This window comes from Moritella sp. (assembly GCF_033791185.1).
Classification (GTDB): domain Bacteria; phylum Pseudomonadota; class Gammaproteobacteria; order Enterobacterales; family Moritellaceae; genus Moritella.
The window spans coordinates 1-19383 of the sequence record NZ_JASJHF010000109.1; the positions used below are offsets into that span (position 1 = coordinate 1).

The 19383-nt window shown below is 41.3% G+C and carries 18 protein-coding genes and 1 rRNA gene; 8 read left to right on the forward strand and 11 right to left on the reverse strand.

Features of this window, described 5'->3' with window-relative positions; translation table 11 throughout:
- Positions 1 to 1226, reverse strand: a 1226-nt coding sequence (locus tag QNK26_RS06905) for an MFS transporter (RefSeq protein WP_319221773.1), incomplete at its 3' end; no start/stop codon positions are given.
- A gap of 509 nt (positions 1227 to 1735) precedes the next feature.
- Here QNK26_RS06905 and QNK26_RS06910 point away from each other — a divergent pair.
- The 3 genes from QNK26_RS06910 to QNK26_RS06920 all read left to right on the forward strand — a co-directional run bounded on the left by QNK26_RS06910 (position 1736) and on the right by QNK26_RS06920 (position 7159).
- Entirely contained in the window at positions 1736 to 2374 is a 639-nt protein-coding gene (locus tag QNK26_RS06910) for a LuxR C-terminal-related transcriptional regulator (RefSeq protein ID WP_319221775.1), read from the forward strand.
- A 215-nt stretch (positions 2375 to 2589) separates the two neighbouring features.
- Positions 2590 to 5448 carry an excinuclease ABC subunit UvrA gene (uvrA, locus tag QNK26_RS06915; RefSeq protein ID WP_319221777.1) on the forward strand — a complete coding sequence of 953 codons (2859 nt, stop codon included), beginning with the start codon at positions 2590 to 2592 and terminating at the stop codon, positions 5446 to 5448.
- A 1-nt stretch (position 5449) separates the two neighbouring features.
- Positions 5450 to 7159: a PglL family O-oligosaccharyltransferase gene (locus tag QNK26_RS06920; protein WP_319221779.1), complete on the forward strand. Its 1710-nt coding sequence runs from the start codon at positions 5450 to 5452 to the stop codon at positions 7157 to 7159.
- Between the two features lie 114 nt (positions 7160 to 7273).
- On the opposite strand, the gene QNK26_RS06925 is transcribed toward QNK26_RS06920, so the two are convergent.
- From QNK26_RS06925 to bioH, 5 genes are all read right to left on the reverse strand, one after another.
- A complete protein-coding gene (locus tag QNK26_RS06925) occupies positions 7274 to 8392 on the reverse strand; it encodes an alanine--glyoxylate aminotransferase family protein (RefSeq protein ID WP_319221780.1) in 1119 nt (372 codons plus the stop codon).
- A gap of 193 nt (positions 8393 to 8585) precedes the next feature.
- Positions 8586 to 9179 (reverse strand): YhgN family NAAT transporter, encoded by a 594-nt coding sequence (locus QNK26_RS06930; RefSeq protein WP_319221800.1) that lies wholly within the window; start codon positions 9177 to 9179, stop codon positions 8586 to 8588.
- 297 nt (positions 9180 to 9476) lie between these two features.
- Positions 9477 to 10061: a DUF4202 domain-containing protein gene (locus QNK26_RS06935; protein ID WP_319221782.1), complete on the reverse strand. Its 585-nt coding sequence runs from the start codon at positions 10059 to 10061 to the stop codon at positions 9477 to 9479.
- Between the two features lie 98 nt (positions 10062 to 10159).
- Positions 10160 to 10885, reverse strand: a complete 726-nt coding sequence (locus QNK26_RS06940; protein ID WP_319221784.1) for a hypothetical protein — start codon at positions 10883 to 10885, stop codon at positions 10160 to 10162.
- 147 nt (positions 10886 to 11032) lie between these two features.
- Positions 11033 to 11869 (reverse strand): pimeloyl-ACP methyl ester esterase BioH, encoded by an 837-nt coding sequence (gene bioH, locus QNK26_RS06945; protein WP_319221786.1) that lies wholly within the window; start codon positions 11867 to 11869, stop codon positions 11033 to 11035.
- A gap of 83 nt (positions 11870 to 11952) precedes the next feature.
- Between bioH and QNK26_RS06950 the strand changes: the two genes are divergently transcribed.
- Together QNK26_RS06950 and nfuA are read left to right on the forward strand one after the other, a co-directional pair.
- A complete protein-coding gene (locus tag QNK26_RS06950) occupies positions 11953 to 12648 on the forward strand; it encodes a ComF family protein (RefSeq protein WP_319221788.1) in 696 nt (231 codons plus the stop codon).
- Positions 12649 to 12719: 71 nt separating this feature from the next.
- Positions 12720 to 13298 (forward strand): Fe-S biogenesis protein NfuA, encoded by a 579-nt coding sequence (gene nfuA / locus QNK26_RS06955; RefSeq protein ID WP_211684036.1) that lies wholly within the window; start codon positions 12720 to 12722, stop codon positions 13296 to 13298.
- A gap of 88 nt (positions 13299 to 13386) precedes the next feature.
- Here nfuA and gpsA read toward each other — a convergent pair whose 3' ends face one another.
- The 3 genes from gpsA to QNK26_RS06970 all read right to left on the reverse strand — a co-directional run bounded on the left by gpsA (position 13387) and on the right by QNK26_RS06970 (position 15365).
- Positions 13387 to 14391, reverse strand: coding sequence for an NAD(P)H-dependent glycerol-3-phosphate dehydrogenase (gpsA, locus tag QNK26_RS06960; RefSeq protein WP_319221801.1), 1005 nt, complete (start codon positions 14389 to 14391; stop codon positions 13387 to 13389).
- 3 nt (positions 14392 to 14394) lie between these two features.
- Positions 14395 to 14868, reverse strand: coding sequence for a protein-export chaperone SecB (gene secB / locus QNK26_RS06965; RefSeq protein ID WP_319221790.1), 474 nt, complete (start codon positions 14866 to 14868; stop codon positions 14395 to 14397).
- A 68-nt stretch (positions 14869 to 14936) separates the two neighbouring features.
- Entirely contained in the window at positions 14937 to 15365 is a 429-nt protein-coding gene (locus QNK26_RS06970) for a rhodanese-like domain-containing protein (protein WP_319221792.1), read from the reverse strand.
- 312 nt (positions 15366 to 15677) lie between these two features.
- Here QNK26_RS06970 and gpmM point away from each other — a divergent pair, with 312 nt between their 5' ends.
- Both gpmM and QNK26_RS06980 read left to right on the forward strand, forming a co-directional pair.
- A complete protein-coding gene (gene gpmM / locus QNK26_RS06975; RefSeq protein ID WP_319221794.1) occupies positions 15678 to 17210 on the forward strand; it encodes a 2,3-bisphosphoglycerate-independent phosphoglycerate mutase in 1533 nt (510 codons plus the stop codon).
- Positions 17211 to 17239: 29 nt separating this feature from the next.
- Positions 17240 to 18397, forward strand: a complete 1158-nt coding sequence (locus QNK26_RS06980; protein WP_319221796.1) for a murein hydrolase activator EnvC family protein — start codon at positions 17240 to 17242, stop codon at positions 18395 to 18397.
- A 4-nt stretch (positions 18398 to 18401) separates the two neighbouring features.
- Here the strand turns inward: QNK26_RS06980 and QNK26_RS06985 are convergent, their stop codons facing one another.
- The gene (locus tag QNK26_RS06985; protein ID WP_319221797.1) at positions 18402 to 18656 is read right to left on the reverse strand and encodes a YkgJ family cysteine cluster protein; all 255 of its coding nucleotides are present in this window, start codon (positions 18654 to 18656) and stop codon (positions 18402 to 18404) included.
- Positions 18657 to 18722: 66 nt separating this feature from the next.
- Here QNK26_RS06985 and QNK26_RS06990 point away from each other — a divergent pair, with 66 nt between their 5' ends.
- Positions 18723 to 19139 (forward strand): acetyl-CoA sensor PanZ family protein, encoded by a 417-nt coding sequence (locus QNK26_RS06990; protein WP_319221799.1) that lies wholly within the window; start codon positions 18723 to 18725, stop codon positions 19137 to 19139.
- A gap of 80 nt (positions 19140 to 19219) precedes the next feature.
- On the opposite strand, the gene rrf is transcribed toward QNK26_RS06990, so the two are convergent.
- Positions 19220 to 19335, reverse strand: a 5S ribosomal RNA gene (gene rrf, locus QNK26_RS06995).
- Between the last annotated feature and the right edge of the window lie 48 nt (positions 19336 to 19383).

The following is a 19383-nucleotide window of genomic DNA, read 5'->3' on the forward strand; positions in this document are numbered from 1 at the left end:
GCTTCTCTTTGGTTTGCGATGGTCACAGCGATTGTATGTGCCTTCACTTGACCGACATTCTCTAGGCCTAAAGAAATAACAAACCACACTATCATTACCGCTGCAATACTAAAGAATAATCCTTGCGAGCCTAATTGAGTATATAAACTACCGGCAATAATACCGCCACAAAATGCTCCAGCAAATTGTGATGTAGAGTAGACGCCCATAGCTGAGCCCTTTGCCCCAGCGGGTGCTGACATTGAAATCATGGCTGGTAAAGATGCTTCTAAAAAATTAAACGCAGTAAAATACAAAACAATCGCCAAGCCAAATAGCCATAAGCTACCGCTTGCAAACCCCATTACACACAAGGCGACGCCCATTAATGCAATTGCGAATAAGAAAAATTGTTTATTCATTTTCTTTTTCGCTGCAATTATAAGCATAGGTACCATCAATACAAATGATAGCAGTAATGCCGGGAAATATACCCACCAGTGGTGCTCACCAACCAAGCCTGCCGTTTCCAATTCAAATGGTAATGATACAAACACCGCGGTTAAAGTTAAATGCAGTAAAAAAATCCCTACATCTAAGCGTAGCAGTTGCGGATCACGCAGCATAGCTTTCAACTTATGGCGATTGGTACTGGCGTCGCCCGCTGGCGCTTTGGTTGTTGAGTTGGGTACAATATAGTGCACCACGAACATGCCAACAATAGCCAATGCAGCAGTAACAAAAAAGATACCTTTAAGACCAATCCATTGCGCTAATACCGGGCCCGCCACCAGCGAAAATGCAAATGAAAGTCCGATACACATACCAATCACCGCCATCACTTTCGGACGCTGTTGTTCACGGGTAATATCAGCGGCTAACGCTAGAATGGCACTGGCAACAGCCCCGGTTCCTTGCAACATACGTCCTACCGCGACACCATAAACAGAGTCGGCCATGCCTGCAATAATACTGCCTAAACAAAATAAACCTAAACCAGCGATAATAACGGGCTTACGACCAATACGATCAGATAACTGCCCCATCGGTATTTGCAGCATCGCTTGGGTCAAACCATAGGCACCAATCACGATACCCACCCACAGCGGTGAATAACCAATTAAATCACGTCCATAAATAGCAAAAACGGGCATAATCATAAACAAGCCCAGCATTCTTAAACCAAATACCAATGCCAGTGATACCGCTGTTTTTTGCTCTAATTTAGATAAAGCTACATTATCCATAATTAATCCATCAACCTGTTAATATTTACGGCGCTATATTAGCACGGCAACCAAGCTGACAATCAAATTTATTTAAAACAACCACAATCATCTTCACCATGCTTTAGCATTAATAAATAAATGCAATAACGGCAAAATACCAATTTAATGAAAAAAACACAGACAAAACGCCAAAAGTAATCATTTAAACAATGAAAATAAAAACAAAAGAACAGTTAAACCATCAATTTAGCTGAGGAGGTAAAAGTATGAGTCGATAGAAAAATCAACGCGAACTTGACTCGTTTATAGTACCCCGATATGTTAGGTTCGAATTAACAAATGCTTAACATTGTATTTTAGGGTTATTCGCTCACGATCTCAGTTATAAATTAATACTTTAGTATCAAGCCGTATCGAACTTAGGTATTACAATTAACTCTTTAATTAAGTCATTAGCAAAGTTTAATCGTTTTATAATGCCACTCAGCATAGATATGGATATCACCACACACTAAAGGATTAGTTATATGTCGGATTACCCAAATGTAGTACTACTATCACAACCGAGCCTACAAGTTGCCACCCTCGTCGCTTGTTTAAGAGCAAAACTCGATATACCAGTACAGCAGTTACGTGAAGTCGCCGAAGTTGAACGCATCTCGATTGATGACAATTTATTGCTACTCGTTGATACAGATAATCTCAATGGTACTTCACAAGAACAATTAAAAAATAAACTCAAGCAATACCATGGCATGTTTCGTCTGGCGTTAATTAATTTAAGCGATGATACCACGATGGAAAATATTTCTACTTGGCCATCGATATTCGGCGTATTTAACAAGCGAGATGAACTTGATGTGGTATGTAAAGGCATAGGCAAGATCACCGAGGGTGAATTTTGGATGCCAAGACGCACACTCAGCTCATTAATCTCAATTTACCGCTCGACAAAAGCGGTTGATTTAGAACGAAAACCAGAACTAACGACACGTGAGCAAGAAATATTACGCCAATTAATGACAGGTTCATCAAATCTAGAAATTGCTGATGCACTCTATGTTAGCGAACACACAATCAAATCACACCTGTATAACGTGTTCAAAAAAATAAAAGTAAAAAATCGCCTGCAAGCGGTATCTTGGGCCAAAGAAAATCTGATTTAACCGCCTGATACCGAAAAATAACAATACTAAGCAAAAACACCTTAGATTGAAAAGCTTAAAAACCATATCTGATATGGTTTTTTTATAGTTAAAATTCGATCATTTTGTAATAACCGACAGCATTGTTTATATTCAACAGAGTTTCTTCTAAAGTAATGCCTAACAAGTCCTAATATGCGATACTGGCTGATTATTTTATGTAGTGTGAGTTATGTATGGATCAAATCATTGTTCGGGGCGCACGCACCCATAACCTTAAAGATATCGATGTTGAACTACCTCGCGATAAGCTTATTGTTATCACCGGGTTATCGGGTTCTGGGAAGTCGTCATTAGCATTTGATACGCTTTATGCAGAAGGCCAGCGTCGTTATGTAGAATCGCTGTCTGCCTACGCACGCCAGTTCTTATCCTTGATGGAAAAGCCCGATGTTGATCATATCGAAGGTCTATCGCCTGCGATCTCTATCGAGCAAAAATCCACATCGCATAACCCACGCTCAACAGTTGGTACCATCACTGAAATCTACGATTACCTGCGTCTACTATTCGCGCGTGTCGGTGAACCACGCTGCCCAACGCATAACGCTCCTTTAGCAGCACAAACCATCACCCAAATGGTTGATCACGTGTTGGCATTAGAAATCGGCCGTAAACTGATGCTATTAGCGCCGATCGTGAAAGAACGTAAAGGTGAGCATGTTAAAACGCTCGCAAGCTTAGCCAGCCAGGGTTATATCCGTGCGCGTATTGACGGTGAAGTCTGTGATCTTTCCGATCCACCCGCATTAGATCTCCATAAAAAACATACAATTGAAGTGGTGATCGACCGCTTTAAAGTACGAGATGATCTGCAGCTACGCCTAGCTGAATCGTTTGAAACCGCGCTTAACATGTCAGGCGGCACCGCTTATATTGTTGATATGGATGATAGCGATGCAGATCCTATCGTCTTTTCGGCTAACTTTGCTTGCCCGCAATGTGGTTATAGCATGGCTGAACTCGAGCCAAGAGTGTTCTCGTTTAACAACCCCGCTGGTGCTTGCCATACGTGTGATGGTCTCGGCGTACAGCAATACTTTGATCACGACCGCATTATTATCAATGCCGACTTGAGTTTATCAGGCGGCGCGATCCGCGGTTGGGATAAACGCAATTTTTATTACTTCCAAATGCTGACTTCATTAGCAAAGCATTATAAGTTTGATCTGACCAAACCGTTTAATTCATTAACCACTGACATTCAAAATTATATTCTTCAAGGTAGTGGCGAACAAGAAATTGAATTTAACTATGTCAATGATCGTGGCGATATCGTGCTTCGTCACCACGCATTCGAAGGTATCATTCCTAATATGCAACGCCGCTATAAAGAAACTGAATCGAATGCGGTACGTGAAGAACTGAGCAAATATTTAACCACTAAATCTTGCGAAACATGTTCTGGCTCGCGTTTACGCCAAGAAGCGCGTCACGTGTATATCCAAGAAACCACATTGCCAGAAGTATCTAGAATGGCAATAGGTGAAGCATTTGATTTCTTTGCGGGAATGGAACTGCCTGGTCAAAAAGGTCAGATCGCAGAAAAGATCCTCAAAGAAATTGGCGACCGTCTAGGCTTCTTAGTCAATGTCGGGCTTAATTATTTAAGCCTAGAGCGTAGCGCAGATACCTTATCAGGCGGTGAAGCACAAAGGATCCGGCTAGCAAGTCAAATCGGCGCAGGTCTAGTTGGGGTGATGTATGTGCTTGATGAACCGTCGATCGGCTTACACCAACGCGATAACGAACGCTTATTGCAAACCCTGATCCACTTACGTGATCTTGGTAATACCGTGATAGTTGTTGAACACGATGAAGATGCGATCCGCGCGGCTGATTACGTACTCGACATTGGCCCTGGTGCCGGCGTGCATGGTGGTGAGATCGTCGCACGCGGTAATGTCGATGATATCTTAAAATGTGAAAACTCACTGACCGCAGATTACCTCAGTGGTCGTAAAGCCATTGAGATCCCAGCGCAACGCACCCCGTTAACCGATAAATGGGTTCACCTGAAAGGCGCAACCGGTAACAACCTAAAAAATGTTGATCTCTCTGTGCCCGTTGGTGTAATGACGTGTGTAACCGGTGTATCCGGTTCAGGTAAATCAACCTTGATCAATGATACTTTCTTTAAGATCGCCCATATTGAATTAAATGGCGCTACGGTAACGACACCCGCACCTTATACCTCAATCGAAGGGCTCGATCAGCTAGACAAGGTAGTAGATATTGATCAAAGCCCGATTGGTCGTACGCCACGTTCAAATCCAGCGACCTATACCGGGATCTTCACTGCTATTCGTGAAATTTTTGCAGGCACACAAGAATCACGATCTCGTGGTTATAAACCAGGTCGCTTTAGCTTTAACGTTAAAGGCGGTCGCTGTGAAGCCTGCCAAGGTGATGGTTTGATCAAGGTAGAGATGCACTTCTTACCTGACGTCTATGTGCCTTGTGATAGTTGTAAGAGTCAACGCTACAACCGTGAAACATTGGAAGTTCGTTACAAAAGTAAAAATATTCACGAAGTACTGGATATGACCGTTGAAGAAGCTAATACCTTCTTTGCACCTATCCCGCCAATTGCCCGTAAATTACAAACCTTGATGGATGTCGGACTGTCGTACATACGTCTTGGCCAATCAGCAACAACCTTATCTGGCGGTGAAGCACAACGCGTTAAATTAGCCAAAGAATTATCGAAACGCGATACCGGCCAAACTCTGTATATTTTAGATGAGCCAACTACCGGCCTACACTTCCATGATATTAAATTGTTAATGAAAGTATTACATCGTCTACGTGATCACGGCAATACTATCGTCATTATCGAGCATAACCTAGATGTGGTAAAAACTGCCGATTGGGTTATCGACCTTGGTCCAGAAGGCGGCAGCGGTGGCGGTGAAATCCTAGTTGCTGGAACACCAGAAACAGTCTCAGAGCACCCGGATAGCCATACCGCACGCTTTTTAAAACCAATGCTTGAACGTACCAAACAACTTAAAGCGCTAAACCAAGAGTCATAGTATGAATCTAACGACATTGAAAAAAGGATTTTTCATTACTTTCGCTGCTTATATGCTGATTGGTATGCACTATTTCCAGCATAATAGTGGTGGTTCAGGGCTGCATTTGCCTTTTAACGTGATTGGCTGGATCTTTATATCAGCCTTAATCGGTATCGGTCTGTGGCAAGTAACATTACAAGGCAAGCTGGTTTATTCTCGCTTAAGTTTGATATTTATCGCTGCCACACTGCTCATGTTAATGCCGCTATTATATGCCGATCCCGTTGTCGCCAGTATCAGCTATACTCGATTATTTGGTTTGGTCGGTGGTTTGTTATTTTTTATTGCTCTGCAACAATTACAGCTTAATCAGCAGCAGCGCCTGATATTATTATACTTAATTTTAGGGGCTGTGTTTGTCGAAGCAGTATTCAGTCTTGTGCAATATTATTTACTGCCCGTAAACAACATGGTTGGTTATCAAAAAATTGCCAATCGTCCTTACGGTATTTTTCAGCAGCCTAATGTTTCGGCTTCGTTTTTAACAACTGGTATCGCCCTCGCTTTATATTTACTGACCCAAACTGAATTGGCTGAAAAAAACAAACGGCTATTTTGTTATGTCACTACTTTTATGGCGGTTATTCCGGTGGTATTACTGCAATCGCGCACCGGTTATCTCTCACTCTTAATTGCCCCCTTGTTACTATTACCTTGGGTATGCCAGCAACTGCGTGAGTCAGATCGATTAAAATGCTTAGCTGTTTGGCTAGCCTGTTACTTTACAGGTATTTTGATTGGTGCATATGGGCTAGTAACTGCCGAACAAGCAGTAAAGTCCGCCGCATACTTAACCGATCCCGGTGCACGCGTGCCTATCTACTTGCATAGTCTGGCTATGTGGCTAGAGAAACCATTACTAGGCTGGGGCTACGGTAGTTTTGAAGTGGCATACCTGCACTCATATAGCCAAGCATTAAATCAAGGGCTGGCATTACCCGGCTCACCAGAAAACCTCGATCATCCCCATAATGAATTATTGTACTGGGCGATTGAGGGAGGCTTGGTAGCATTAGCAGGGATCGCGTTATTGGTTATTGGCTTCTTACGTATTATCGTCAAACAACCATTATGGCAAGCGTTAGCGTTATTGGGCTTGGTATTGCCACTGGTATTACACAGCCAAACCGAATACCCATTTTACCATTCCATCGTGCACTGGGTGGTATTTCTAACTTTGATTTGGTATATCGCAAGTCGTTATGGCAATACTAAAACCCTTGAATTTAATTACACCTTTTTATTACGTACTTTAGCGCTATTAATCCCACTGGTTACTGGTGCATTTATGCTAACGACGCTACATACTAATACCTTATTAACGCAATACGAGCGTAGTGATCGCAGTGATATAACGCCCCTGACAAAAGTAGTTAATCCAGTGGCGTGGATCACTCGATTAGAGTTCAATGCCATGATGTATCGCTTACAAATCGCCATGTACAATAATGATATCGCTGAGTTGAATAACTATATTGATTGGGCAAACGAGATCAGTCAAAAGACCCCCAGAGCCAATATCTATATTAATTGGAGTCGCGCGTTAGCAAAATTAGGCCAACAACAAGCTGCAGAGCAATTATTACAGCAAACAATAATCATGTATCCAAATAATAAATTGGTGCAACGATTTGCCGCGAGTCAGGCTGATACAACTCGATCTCAATAGCGAATAAATAAACGTTATCAGCTTAGATTAAAACTAAAAAAGCCACATATCATTATTGATGACATGTGGCTTTTTAATATCTAATACGATGAATTAACCGTCGTTAATTTTTATCTAGTTCAATGTTTCTTCTAGTGCACGTAAACAAAGAGCAACATTGGCTGGACGCGCCGCATAACCCATCAAACCAATACGCCATGCTTTACCCGCAAATGCGCCGAGACCAGCACCAATCTCAAGGTTATAAGTTTGTAATAATTGATTACGCACTGCTGCATCATCAACACCAGCCGGAATAACAACGGTATTAAGTTGTGGTAAACGACACGATTCATCAACGATAAATTCAATACCGAGTTTTTCCAAACCTGCACGCAGTGCTAAATGTTGCTGTGCATGCCGTGCCCATGCATTTTCTAAACCTTCAGTCTGTAATTGTACTAAAGATTCGTGTAATGCATATAGCGTATTCACTGGTGCAGTATGGTGATAGCTGCGCTTACCTTCACCTGACCAATAACTCATGACTAACGTTTGATCTAGGAACCAGCTTTGTACCGGCACAGTGCGGCTTTTAATTTTTTCAACCGCTGCAGCACTGAAACTCACCGGAGAAATACCAGGTACACATGATAAACATTTCTGCGTTCCTGAATAAATAGCATCAATACCCCAGTCATCGACATACAATGGTACACCGCCAAGTGACGTCACGGCATCGACAATAGATAAACAGCCATGCTCTCTTGCTAGTGCGCATAATGTCTTGGCATCAGAAAGCACACCAGTAGATGTTTCGGCATGTACAAAGGCGACAATTTTCGCATCAGGATGGGCTTTTAATGCCGCTTCCAGTTTTTCTGGATCAACAGGTTTACCCCATGTATCTTCCACTTTAACCAGTTCACCACCTGAGCGGGTGACGTTTTCAGCCATACGACCGCCAAACACACCATTGATACAAACAATAACCTTATCGCCGGGTTCAATTAAATTCACAAAACAAGTTTCCATACCTGCTGAACCGGGTGCAGAGACCGCCATAGTACAAGGGTTTTTTGTTTGAAATGCATATTGCAGCAATTCTTTGACTTCATCCATCATTTGCACAAAAGTCGGATCAAGATGGCCAACCGTGGGACGGCTTAACGCTTGTAATACATTAGGATAAACGTCTGAAGGGCCTGGACCCATTAAAGTACGTTGTGGTGGGTAAAAAGAGGTAATGCTCATTCACTTTCCTTATCATATTGTGAGAACCAGTGATCATAAGCAGTACACCTGAGTTATACTACTTCGCCCTACGTTCTAAACTATCAGTTAGGCTTACTTAGGTACTAAGATAGATTAATTTACCATTGCGACGACCGATTGCAAACAATAAAGCACAATTTCGTTTACAAAAAAGTTACAAAATCAATCGTAATTAACTTAGCGTTGCGGCATAATCAGCAATACCATCAAGTAACATCTGCACTGATATCATCACTAATAACATCCCCATCAAACGCTCAACAGCCGCTAAGCCTTTTTCACCGAGAATACGGTTAAAGCCTTCATAAAACATTAAAATAAAGGCACTCAAGCCCCACGCAAGAATTAACGCTGCAGACCATTCAAACATTTTACCTGGATCTTGATGAGCTAATAATAGCAACGCAGCTAAGATTGAGGGACCAGCTAATAAGGGGATCGCCATTGGCACAATAAACGGTTCTTCACCTGCCGCCAGCCCGGTTAGGCCGCCTTCAGTTGGGAAGATCATCTTAATTGCGATCAAAAATAGAATAATACCACCGGCGATACTCACGGCTTCTTGCTTTAAACTTAAGAAACCAAGGATCTTCTCACCTAAGAATAAAAATAACAGCATTACAAACAGCGCGATTAATAACTCTCGGATCATGACTGAGCGTCGACGTTTTTTATCAATATGTTTTAAAATAGACAAAAATATAGGTAAGTTACCTAGCGGATCCATGATCAAAAATAGCATCACAGCTGCCGAAATTATTTCCATTTCCATTAACTTAAACTCCCTAAATCATCCAATTAGCCGATTGTAATTGCAGCGTTCAATATACCAGAGAGATAGTAGATATACAGGCTTAATAGCAGCGAATAAAAAAGAAAGATCACAATAAATATAGTCATATACACTACGACCAACAAAATGCTGTAATGACTGAACGAGTCTATGAGTATCGCTGAAGAAAGCGAGAAAAGCAGAATAAAAACAAGAGGGAGCGATAATTCACCGTCACTCATAATCGCGACAGTGAATTAGACATGATTCAATTATGCAATCACGCTGATATTAACCAAGAGCTTTAGCCAATAAATCCTGTTGGTCTGAGGTAAAGGGTAATTTAAGTGCCGCTTCATGACCTTTATCTGACATTTTAGCCCACGTCTTTTGTACAATAACCAGTAACTTTTCTGGCGTGTGCTTTTGTGCAAATGCGGTAAAATAATATTTTAAGAATACCAAACAAATAACGTCTTCTAAAGCCTGTACTTCTGGGTCACGTTTTATTTTTTCTTTACGTAACATACGGCCAATCGCTTGTATCTCTTCTGGCTCACAACCAACTTTGTCTGCAATCGCCATCGCTTGTTCTGCATGTAAACGGCCTAAAGACTGGCGCCATTTATAATAACCTTCACGACCAAGCGGATGATCACTACGTGGAATACTCCAACGTTTAATATGCTGGGCACGTGCGGCTATTTGCAATGCTGTCGACGCTTCAGGCATAAATTCAGCCAAGCATTCACTCATCCGAATGCCATATAGCCATTCTTTTGGTTGGGCTACGCCATCAACAACTTCAGTGACTGGGTCACACTGATTTATTTGATCGATTAATTGTATTGCTTGCTGTATCCGTTGCTCTGACATGACGTCCTCGTTATCTGTATGGCTATTAATACCTATACTAACAAAGCACAAACAAAGTTACTCATAAAGTCAGATAAAATAAGCAATAAATAACAACATCATTCTTTGTGATCGATCTGAGAAGGGAGTTGAGGTTCAATATTTTCACCATAAAAATAGCCCACAACAGCACCTGCTAATTTCGATTTTGCCGACACAGCAGCTGTTACATCATCACCTTCATCGTCAAAGGAATAAGTAAAAAGATCATCAAGAGCGACGACATTCGAATGTGTGTTCTCACCTTTTAATACTCCTGTTACACCGGGCAATCGCGACGCCAATGCTTTAACTTCATCAAGTTGTTTCAATCGCAATAGGTCGGCAAGCGCCGTTTTAATGATGTGATTGATCTCTGCAAGTTGTCGACGATCATCAGTATCAAGAGCCGATTTAGCTAAGATCGCATGGCGCAATAACAGTACTTCAGCAATAATGATTTCTGGCGGATCCGCCATATCAACCGCTAATATGACGCGATCAAATCCGTCATTGATCGTTTCAACGTCATCACTAACGTGTTCAACGACAGTAGTTATATCGGCGTCATCAGCAGTAAGTAAGGATCGATCTCGAGCTGGTTTTTTCTTGCGATTAGAGTCGTTTTTCTTCGGATTATAATTGATCAGATTTTTTTCTGCAGTGCTATCACTCGTTGAAGCAGATGCATTATCAGGGGTGATAGCAGGGGTGATCTCGCGCTTTTCGGCATCACGCTCTACCGCAGCGGTGGTGGGATTTAACGCATTGGGAATAGCGGTTGGTGGGGGGATAACTAATGCCATGTATTAACCATTATCTTCGGCATATTCACATGATGTAGACCAGCAATACAAATTTGTAATTGTATGAACATATCCCCCTCCCCATTATCCATAATAGCTCATCAGCAACACATCAAAAATAATAACATCAGTGATGGTCATTAGAGTTTATAACGAATGTTTGATAAATGTCTGCAATTTATTAACAAATAGCACAGGTTCAGAAATAAAAGGGGCATGTGACGACGCGTTAAAAATCGAACTAGAGGATTGCGGCAGATAGTTATCCATCCACGTGACCGTCGCTTGTGGCACAAGTGAATCTAAACGACCGTAACAACGATAAAATGGCATGGCTAATAAAGGCAGCTGTGCACGTAAATCAACGGTTTCTAATAACGCTAAACCATTACTTAACGCTTGGCTATGTGGTTGTGGACGCGCCGCTAACAAAGATTTTAGCTGTTTAATATCTTGTTTCGCAGTCTCACTGCCCATGCCTTGAATGGCTAAAAAACGATTAATAGTTTGCGGTAAGTTCTGTTGTAACTGCTGCTGAAACTGGGTCAATACGCTGCCAGCAATACCCGACCATGCAGGCAGTTCGTCACTAGCCGTTGCAGCCATAAATTTAGGCGAGCTCGCGACAGTCATCAAGCTAACAACACGCTGCGGATGTTGCAATGCAAAATGTGTAGCGCAAAGCCCACCTAAAGACCAACCCAACCAAATCGCGTTAGCAGGGGCGACTGTTACTAATGCGTCAGTGATATCTGCAAGTGTGCGGCTGGCTGCATGACTGTCATAACTAAAACCAAAACCGGGTAAATCAATTAAATGTAATCGATAATGTGCAGATAATAACGGTACGATGGACTGCCAACACGCACTATTCAATCCCCAGCCATGTAGCAGCACGAGATCTGGGCCATCACCGACAATATCAACATGCAACGCTGTGCAAGGGCTTACATTTTTACTTTTTGTGGCAACGATTACTGACATTTGACTCTACACTTGACGAATTATTTAATCATGAGGATATACTAATCAAACAAGTAGATATAGCCACGATACGTAAACTCAGTATGAAATTATTGCAGCCCCGTTGTTATTTATGCGATATGCCCATCGACAATCAGCAACCTTTCTTATGTTTATTATGCCAACAGGAACTGCCCTATTTAGCCATACCACATTGCCGGAGTTGCGCGCTGCCACAGCGTAAACATCAACAACTGTGTAATGAATGCCAAGAACTGCCGCCCCGCTGGCAGCATTTAATTACCTGTATGAGCTATACCTTAGAATGCCAATACTTAATTAAACAATACAAATTTTCGCAGCAACCACAATTGCACTTACTATTCTCACAGCTACTAAGTCGTAGTATCAGTAACAAAGTAATACAGCATAATTACAGTTTACCTAACGCTCTTATCGCGATCCCTTTACATAAAAAACGCCTAGCAAAACGGGGCTACAATCAAGCCCAGTTACTTGCTCAGGATCTGGCCAAAAAACTACAAATACCGCTAATCGCAGAGAAACAATTTATTCGAGCTAAAAATACCAAAGCACAAGCCCAACAAACAGCGACCGAACGTAGTCATAATATGCACAATGCATTTCACGTCAGCAACGCTATTACGGCGAAGCATGTCGCTATTATTGATGATGTAGTGACGACTGGCGAAACAATGAAAGCAGCTTGCGAAACTTTATTTACAGCAGGGATAGAACGTATTGATATATGGTGTATAGCTAGAACATTAGCGGATTAGTGGTTTCTAATCAGAAATAGCGTTACAATTAAAGACATAGTAAATTAGTCAGGTATGACAAAGAGGACATCATGATAACGATTACTGAAGCGGCACAAACTCACTTTGTAAAATTACTTAGCAACCAAAAAGACGGCACTAACATTCGTGTATTCGTGGTTAATCCAGGCACGGCAAATGCAGAGTGTGGCGTATCATATTGTCCACCTGAAGCAATTGAAAGCACTGATATTGTATTACCATTCAGTGGTTTTGATGCATTAATTGATGACATGAGCAAACCATTCTTAACCGATGCTTATATCGATTTTGTTACAGACAAAATGGGTTCTCAATTAACACTGAAAGCACCAAACGCCAAAGTACGCGCAGTTGCGGATGATGCACCACTATCAGAACGTGTTGACTATGTGATCCAAACTGAAGTTAACCCACAACTTGCTGGGCACGGTGGCCACGTAGTATTAACTGAAATCACTGATGATGGCATTGCTATCTTACAGTTCGGTGGCGGTTGTAATGGCTGTAGCCAAGTAGATTTTACCTTGAAAGAAGGTATTGAAAAACAGTTGTTAGAATTGTTCCCTGAAGAACTGACTGCAGTTAAAGATGCAACAGAGCATCAAGCTGGTGAGCACTCTTACTACTAGGTAGAATGAGTAATCGCATTCGATTTAACTAAATCGGAAATAAAAAAAGTGACGGCTTTCGCTGTCACTTTTTTTTATGCAAAAATATTTATTCGCCTTTTTTATCCCGCGCTAATAAGTCTAACGCTGCTTCTTTAGCAGATTTATTCTCATATAACACTTGATAGATCTGTTCAGTAATTGGCATTTCAACACCAAGACGTGCAGATAACAAATAAACTTCTTTGGTATTACGATAGCCTTCAACAACCTGACCAATCTCGACTTGTGCTTCATCAACGCCTTTACCAGCACCGAGCGCTAGACCAAAACGACGATTTCGGCTTTGATTATCGGTACAAGTTAGTACCAGATCACCCAAGCAAGACATCCCCATAAAGGTATTTTTATCAGCACCTAATGCTTCACCAAGGCGACATAGTTCTGTCAGTCCTCGGGTAATTAAAGCAGTACGCGCATTAGCACCAAAACCAAGCCCATCAGATAAGCCTGCACCAATAGCAATCACGTTTTTCACCGCACCACCAAGTTGCACACCAATAAAATCATCGTTGGTATAAGTTCGTAAGCTACGGCCACAATGTAGTAGATGTGAAATGTCATCAGCAAACTGTGGGTCAGTTGATGAGACACTGATCGCGGTTGGTAAACCGGCTGCTAACTCTTTCGCAAATGTCGGTCCAGAGAGCACAGCTAAAGGGTAACCAGTACCAAGAATATCTGTCGCAACATCTTGTAATAGACGTCCCGTATCAGCTTCTAAGCCTTTCGTTGCCCAAGATATACGTGAATCGGCACGCAAAAAAGGTTTTATCTGTGTTAATACATCACCAAAAACATGGCTAGGTACAACAATCAAAATATCGCGACTTGCCGTTACTGCTTGTTCAAGGTCTGCTTCCAATACCAAAGCATCAGGAAAAGCGAGGCCGGGCAAATAGGCTTCATTACTGCGAGCCTTAGCAAGTTCGGCAACGTGCTGAGGATCATGACCCCACAACAGCGTTTTATTACCGTTACGCGCTAAAGACATCGCCAACGATGTGCCGTAAGAGCCTGCGCCCAATACTGTAATCAAGGCTGCATCAGTCATCACTTAAGAATCCAGTTTTTGCTCTGCAGGAACTTCAGCTGCTTGTTGTGCTTGTTGAACATAAGATGCAAATAGCGCATCAAAGTTAACTGGCGCAAGGTTAAGCTGTGGGAAAGAGCCACGGCTAACTAAGCTAGCAATTGTTTCACGTGCATATGGGAATAAGATGTTTGGACAGAAAGCACCTAGACAATGTGCTAGTTGACCTTCGCTTAATTCACCAACAGTAAAGATACCGGCTTGTTGTACTTCACATAAGAACGCCACTGTTTCGCCATCTTTAGCCGTTACAGTTAGTGATAAAACAACTTCAAAAACGCCTTCACCTAGCTTAGAGCTGCGAGTATCAAGATCTAATTTAACTTCAGGTTTCCATTCTTGTTGGAAAATCGCTGGAGAATTAGGACATTCAAAAGATACATCTTTGATGTAAACGCGTTGGATATTAAATTCTTGTTGGCTTGCTGATTCTGACATAAGTAAATTCCAATATTTATAGATTCAAACTGAATAATTAATTTCTTGTATACTTGTCTGGCTAACGCTTACTTTTTAACAGTCGGTAAGTTCGCTTCTTGCCAACTTGCCATGCCGCCAGATAAGTTATAAACAGTAGTAAAGTTCATTTTCGCGAGACGATTCGCAGCGCGACCTGAATTCATTCCTGTATCACACATAACGATGATTGGGGTATTTTTGTATTTTTCAATCATCGTTAGCTTATTTGCTTCAATATCAGCAGTAGGAACGTTAATTGCGTTTAAAATATGTGACTTACGATAGTGTTCTGCAGTTCGCACATCGACAATAATGGCATTTTCTTTATTCATTAAAGTTGTCGCTTCATGGTTGTTCACCGACTTAACTTTAGACATGGCACTGGTGCCAAATGAGTAAATAAGGAAACCAGCAATAGCTACCCAAGCGAGAGATAAGGCTGGATTATTTGAAGCAAACTCAATATATTCTTGCATGTGATTATGACTCTAAGATTTAATAATAATGGATTATTCTCAACGGAGTATACATGCGACAAGGAATAAAAGCAGCTCAATAATAATTTCCTCATTGCCATTATGGATAACTCCAACATAAAATTAATGAGGTTTTTTCTATAATGAAGCTAACACTTCAAAACACGAAATAGCCAACAATGTAGTAATATTACCGATATTGGCCATTAAATATCTCCAATATTCTACCTGGATCATAAATATGAGCCGATAAGGCTACTAAAAGTGTAGTAATATTCCTATATTTAAATTAAATAACCGAGAGGTAAACCCATGTCTAAGGCTAAGAAAACAATTGCACTGATCATTATGGATGGCTGGGGCCACCGTCTTGACCAACAAAATAATGCTATTGCGAGTGCAAAAACACCGATTTTAGATAAGCTGTGGCAGGATTGCCCAAGCATGTTGATCTCGAGCTCAGGCTTAGACGTGGGCCTACCTGATGGTCAAATGGGTAACTCAGAGGTTGGTCACGTAAATATTGGTGCTGGGCGTATCGTTTATCAAGATTTGACTAAAATCGACAAATCAATTGCTGACGGTGAGTTTAATCAAAACCCTGTATTGGTCAAAGCTGTTTCGGCAGCTGTAGCAAATGATAAAGCAGTACATATTCTTGGTTTAGCATCACCAGGTGGCGTTCACAGCCACGATGATCAAATGGTCGCTATGATCGACATGGCAGCAAAACAGGGCGCAACAAAGATTTATTTGCATGCATTCTTAGATGGTCGTGATACACCACCACGCAGTGCACAAGGTACACTAGAAAAATTTGATGCCAAATTTACCGAAGTGGGTGTTGGTAAAACAGCAACACTAATCGGTCGTTACTTTGCAATGGACCGTGATAATCGTTGGGATCGTGTTGAAGAAGCATATAACTTATTTACTCAAGCACAAGCACCACATAAAGCTGATAGTGCAATTGCAGGCCTAGAAGCCGCATATGCTCGAGATGAAAATGATGAGTTTGTCAAAGCAACAGTGATTGGCGAAGCTGCACCTATAGTTGATGGTGACGCAGTTATCTTTATGAACTTCCGTGCCGATCGCGCGCGCGAAATTACTCGTGCATTCGTTGATACTGACTTTACTGGTTTTCAGCGTACAGTAACTCCGAACCTTTCTGACTTTGTAATGCTAACAGAATATGCTGCAAGCATTGATGCAAGCGTTGCCTTCCCATCAGATAAGCTTGTAAATACATTAGGTTCAATACTTGAGCAGAATAACAAAACGCAATTACGTATTTCAGAAACTGAAAAATATGCGCATGTTACCTTCTTCTTTAATGGCGGCTTAGAAGATGCATTTGTTGGTGAAGACAGAGAATTAATCCCATCACCACAAGTAGCAACTTACGATCTACAGCCTGAAATGAACTCAGAAATGCTAACAGATAAGTTAGTTGCAGCTATCGAAAGTGGTAAATACGACGCAATCATCTGCAATTACCCTAATGGCGATATGGTTGGTCACACAGGTGTCTTTGATGCTGCCGTACAAGCATGTGAAGCGGTTGATAAATCAATTGGTCGTGTTGTTGAAGCGCTCGAAAAAACGGGTGGTGAATGCTTAATCACAGCCGATCATGGTAATGCTGAAATGATGGTCAATCCTGAGACGGGTGGCATTCATACTGCACATACTAATTTACCTGTACCACTGATCTACTTTGGTCGTGATGCTGAACCAGCTGAAACGGGTCGCCTATGTGATTTAGCACCAACGCTGCTGACTTTACTTGGTCAAGATATTCCGACTGAAATGACTGGTAACAACCTAATGAATCTGAAATAATCGTTTCCCTACGGGGAAAGGATAACGTCATGACATTTATTAAAAACAGCATGGCCTATAGTATTATAGGCCTGCTGATATTACTCTCATTAAACGCTTATGCAGCCAATAATCAGTCCGAACTGAATCAACTTCGCAATCAAATCAAAGTCCAAGACGCATCTATCAAGAAGCAGCACCGCTATTTAAACGATTTATCAAAACAAACCCAAAGTACCGATCGTGCTATTAGTAAAGTTGCCGCACAATTAAGTAATACCGAATCTCTAATTACCAATATCGAGCAGGACCTTAGCGCACTAGTGGTGAAGCAAAAAGCGTTATTAAAAAGTAAAAAGAAACAGCAGAATATCCTTTCCGCACAAATCGAAACCGCCTATTTAAGTGGTCATAATGATTATTTAAAATTACTACTTAACCAACAAGACAGCAGTGAGATCGAACGCTCGCTGGTTTATTATCAACATCTTCATGCCGCACGCGCTGCATCGATTGCTGAATTTAATGACACCATAGCTAAAATTGAAAAAAATGAAGTAGAGCAAGAAAAAATAAAGCAGCAATTACTTGTCATTAAAGCCTCACAACAACAAAAAGCTAAGCAATTGGCACAGCAAAAATCGCAGCAGAAGAAAAGTAATAGAAATATCGCTTACAGCATCAACAAACAGAAAAAAACACGAACCGAATTAGGCATTGCAGAACAAAAGTTAAAACAACAAATTGCATTATTACGAAAGCAACAACAAATCGCGTTATTAAAAAAACAACAAAGCGCGCAGATATCATTATCAGGCTTGAAACAATATAAAGGCAAATTAGATTGGCCGATAAAAGGCAAAGTACTGCACAACTTTAATAGCAAAAGATTTAATAATGTCAGTTGGCGTGGTTTAGTGATCGGTGCAAATGAAGGCAGTAAAGTTAAAGCCGTTAGCGCCGGTAAAGTGGTGTTTGCAGATTGGTTACGCGGATTCGGTATGGTAACGATTATCGATCACGGTAAGGGTTATATGAGCTTGTATGGTCATAATCAAACTTTACTAAAAGTCACAGGCGAAAAAGTACGTAAAGGCGATGTCATATCATTGGCAGGACGCAGTGGTGGTCAGCTAGAATCTGGCGTTTACTTCGAGATCCGCCACAAAGGTAAAGCTGTTAATCCACGCTCATGGCTTAAACGTTAATATTTTAGACTGCCGTTTGTATTTCCAAGTCCGTGATTAAGAACAAGGCTTCATCACGATTCTCACCACACACATCATTACATGCCTTGAATGTATCGCATAACGCTGGTCGTTCAGGGTCAGTAAATATCAAACAAAGATTATCTACAGACAAATTAACACAACGTACTCCAGCAGGCTTGCCATCCGGCATACCTGGAATATAGCTAGTGATACTTGGCGCTTCACAGCACGCGCCACAATTCATTCTGCATTGCATAAAACAAACCTTAAAAATTTAATGATTATAGCGTAATATCTGCCTGTATCTAAAAAAGGGAACAGCATGAGATTATCAGCATTTACAGTAACAGCATCCACACCACAGTTACTGATTGATATAACCAAATTATATCGACCATTTCAGCATGATGAAGCAGAAATTAAAAATAGTTTCAACGAATTACTCGCAGGGAAGAGCAAAACGCTATTTGTGGCTAAATTTAATGACCGCCACATTGGAGGGCTAATCATGCAACGTAGTGCAACAGTGTTATCTTTAAGTTGCATTGCTGTCAGAGATATAACCCAGCAACGTGGCGTAGGTAAATACCTAGTACAACAAGCAATTGAACACGCAAAATCACTAGACTTAGAAACCGTAACAGTTCTGAAGACTGCGCAAGTGACAGCTGAACTTTCTGCATTTTTAATTCACCTAGGTTTCAGCGAGCAAGCATCTGCATTTAGCTTTGACTGTTAATAATTTGCAGATATAAAAAAAGCCGATATCAATGATATCGGCTTTTTTATATTCAAACCAAAGTCTTGAATTAAATTGGCGTTTGGCGATGCCCTACTCTCACATGGGGAAGCCCCACACTACCATCGGCGTTATTACGTTTCACTACTGAGTTCGGAATGGATTCAGGTGGTACCGCAACACTATGGTCACCAAACAAATTCTTCGAGTCTTACGAATCTTCTGCTCTGCTTTATCTAAGACA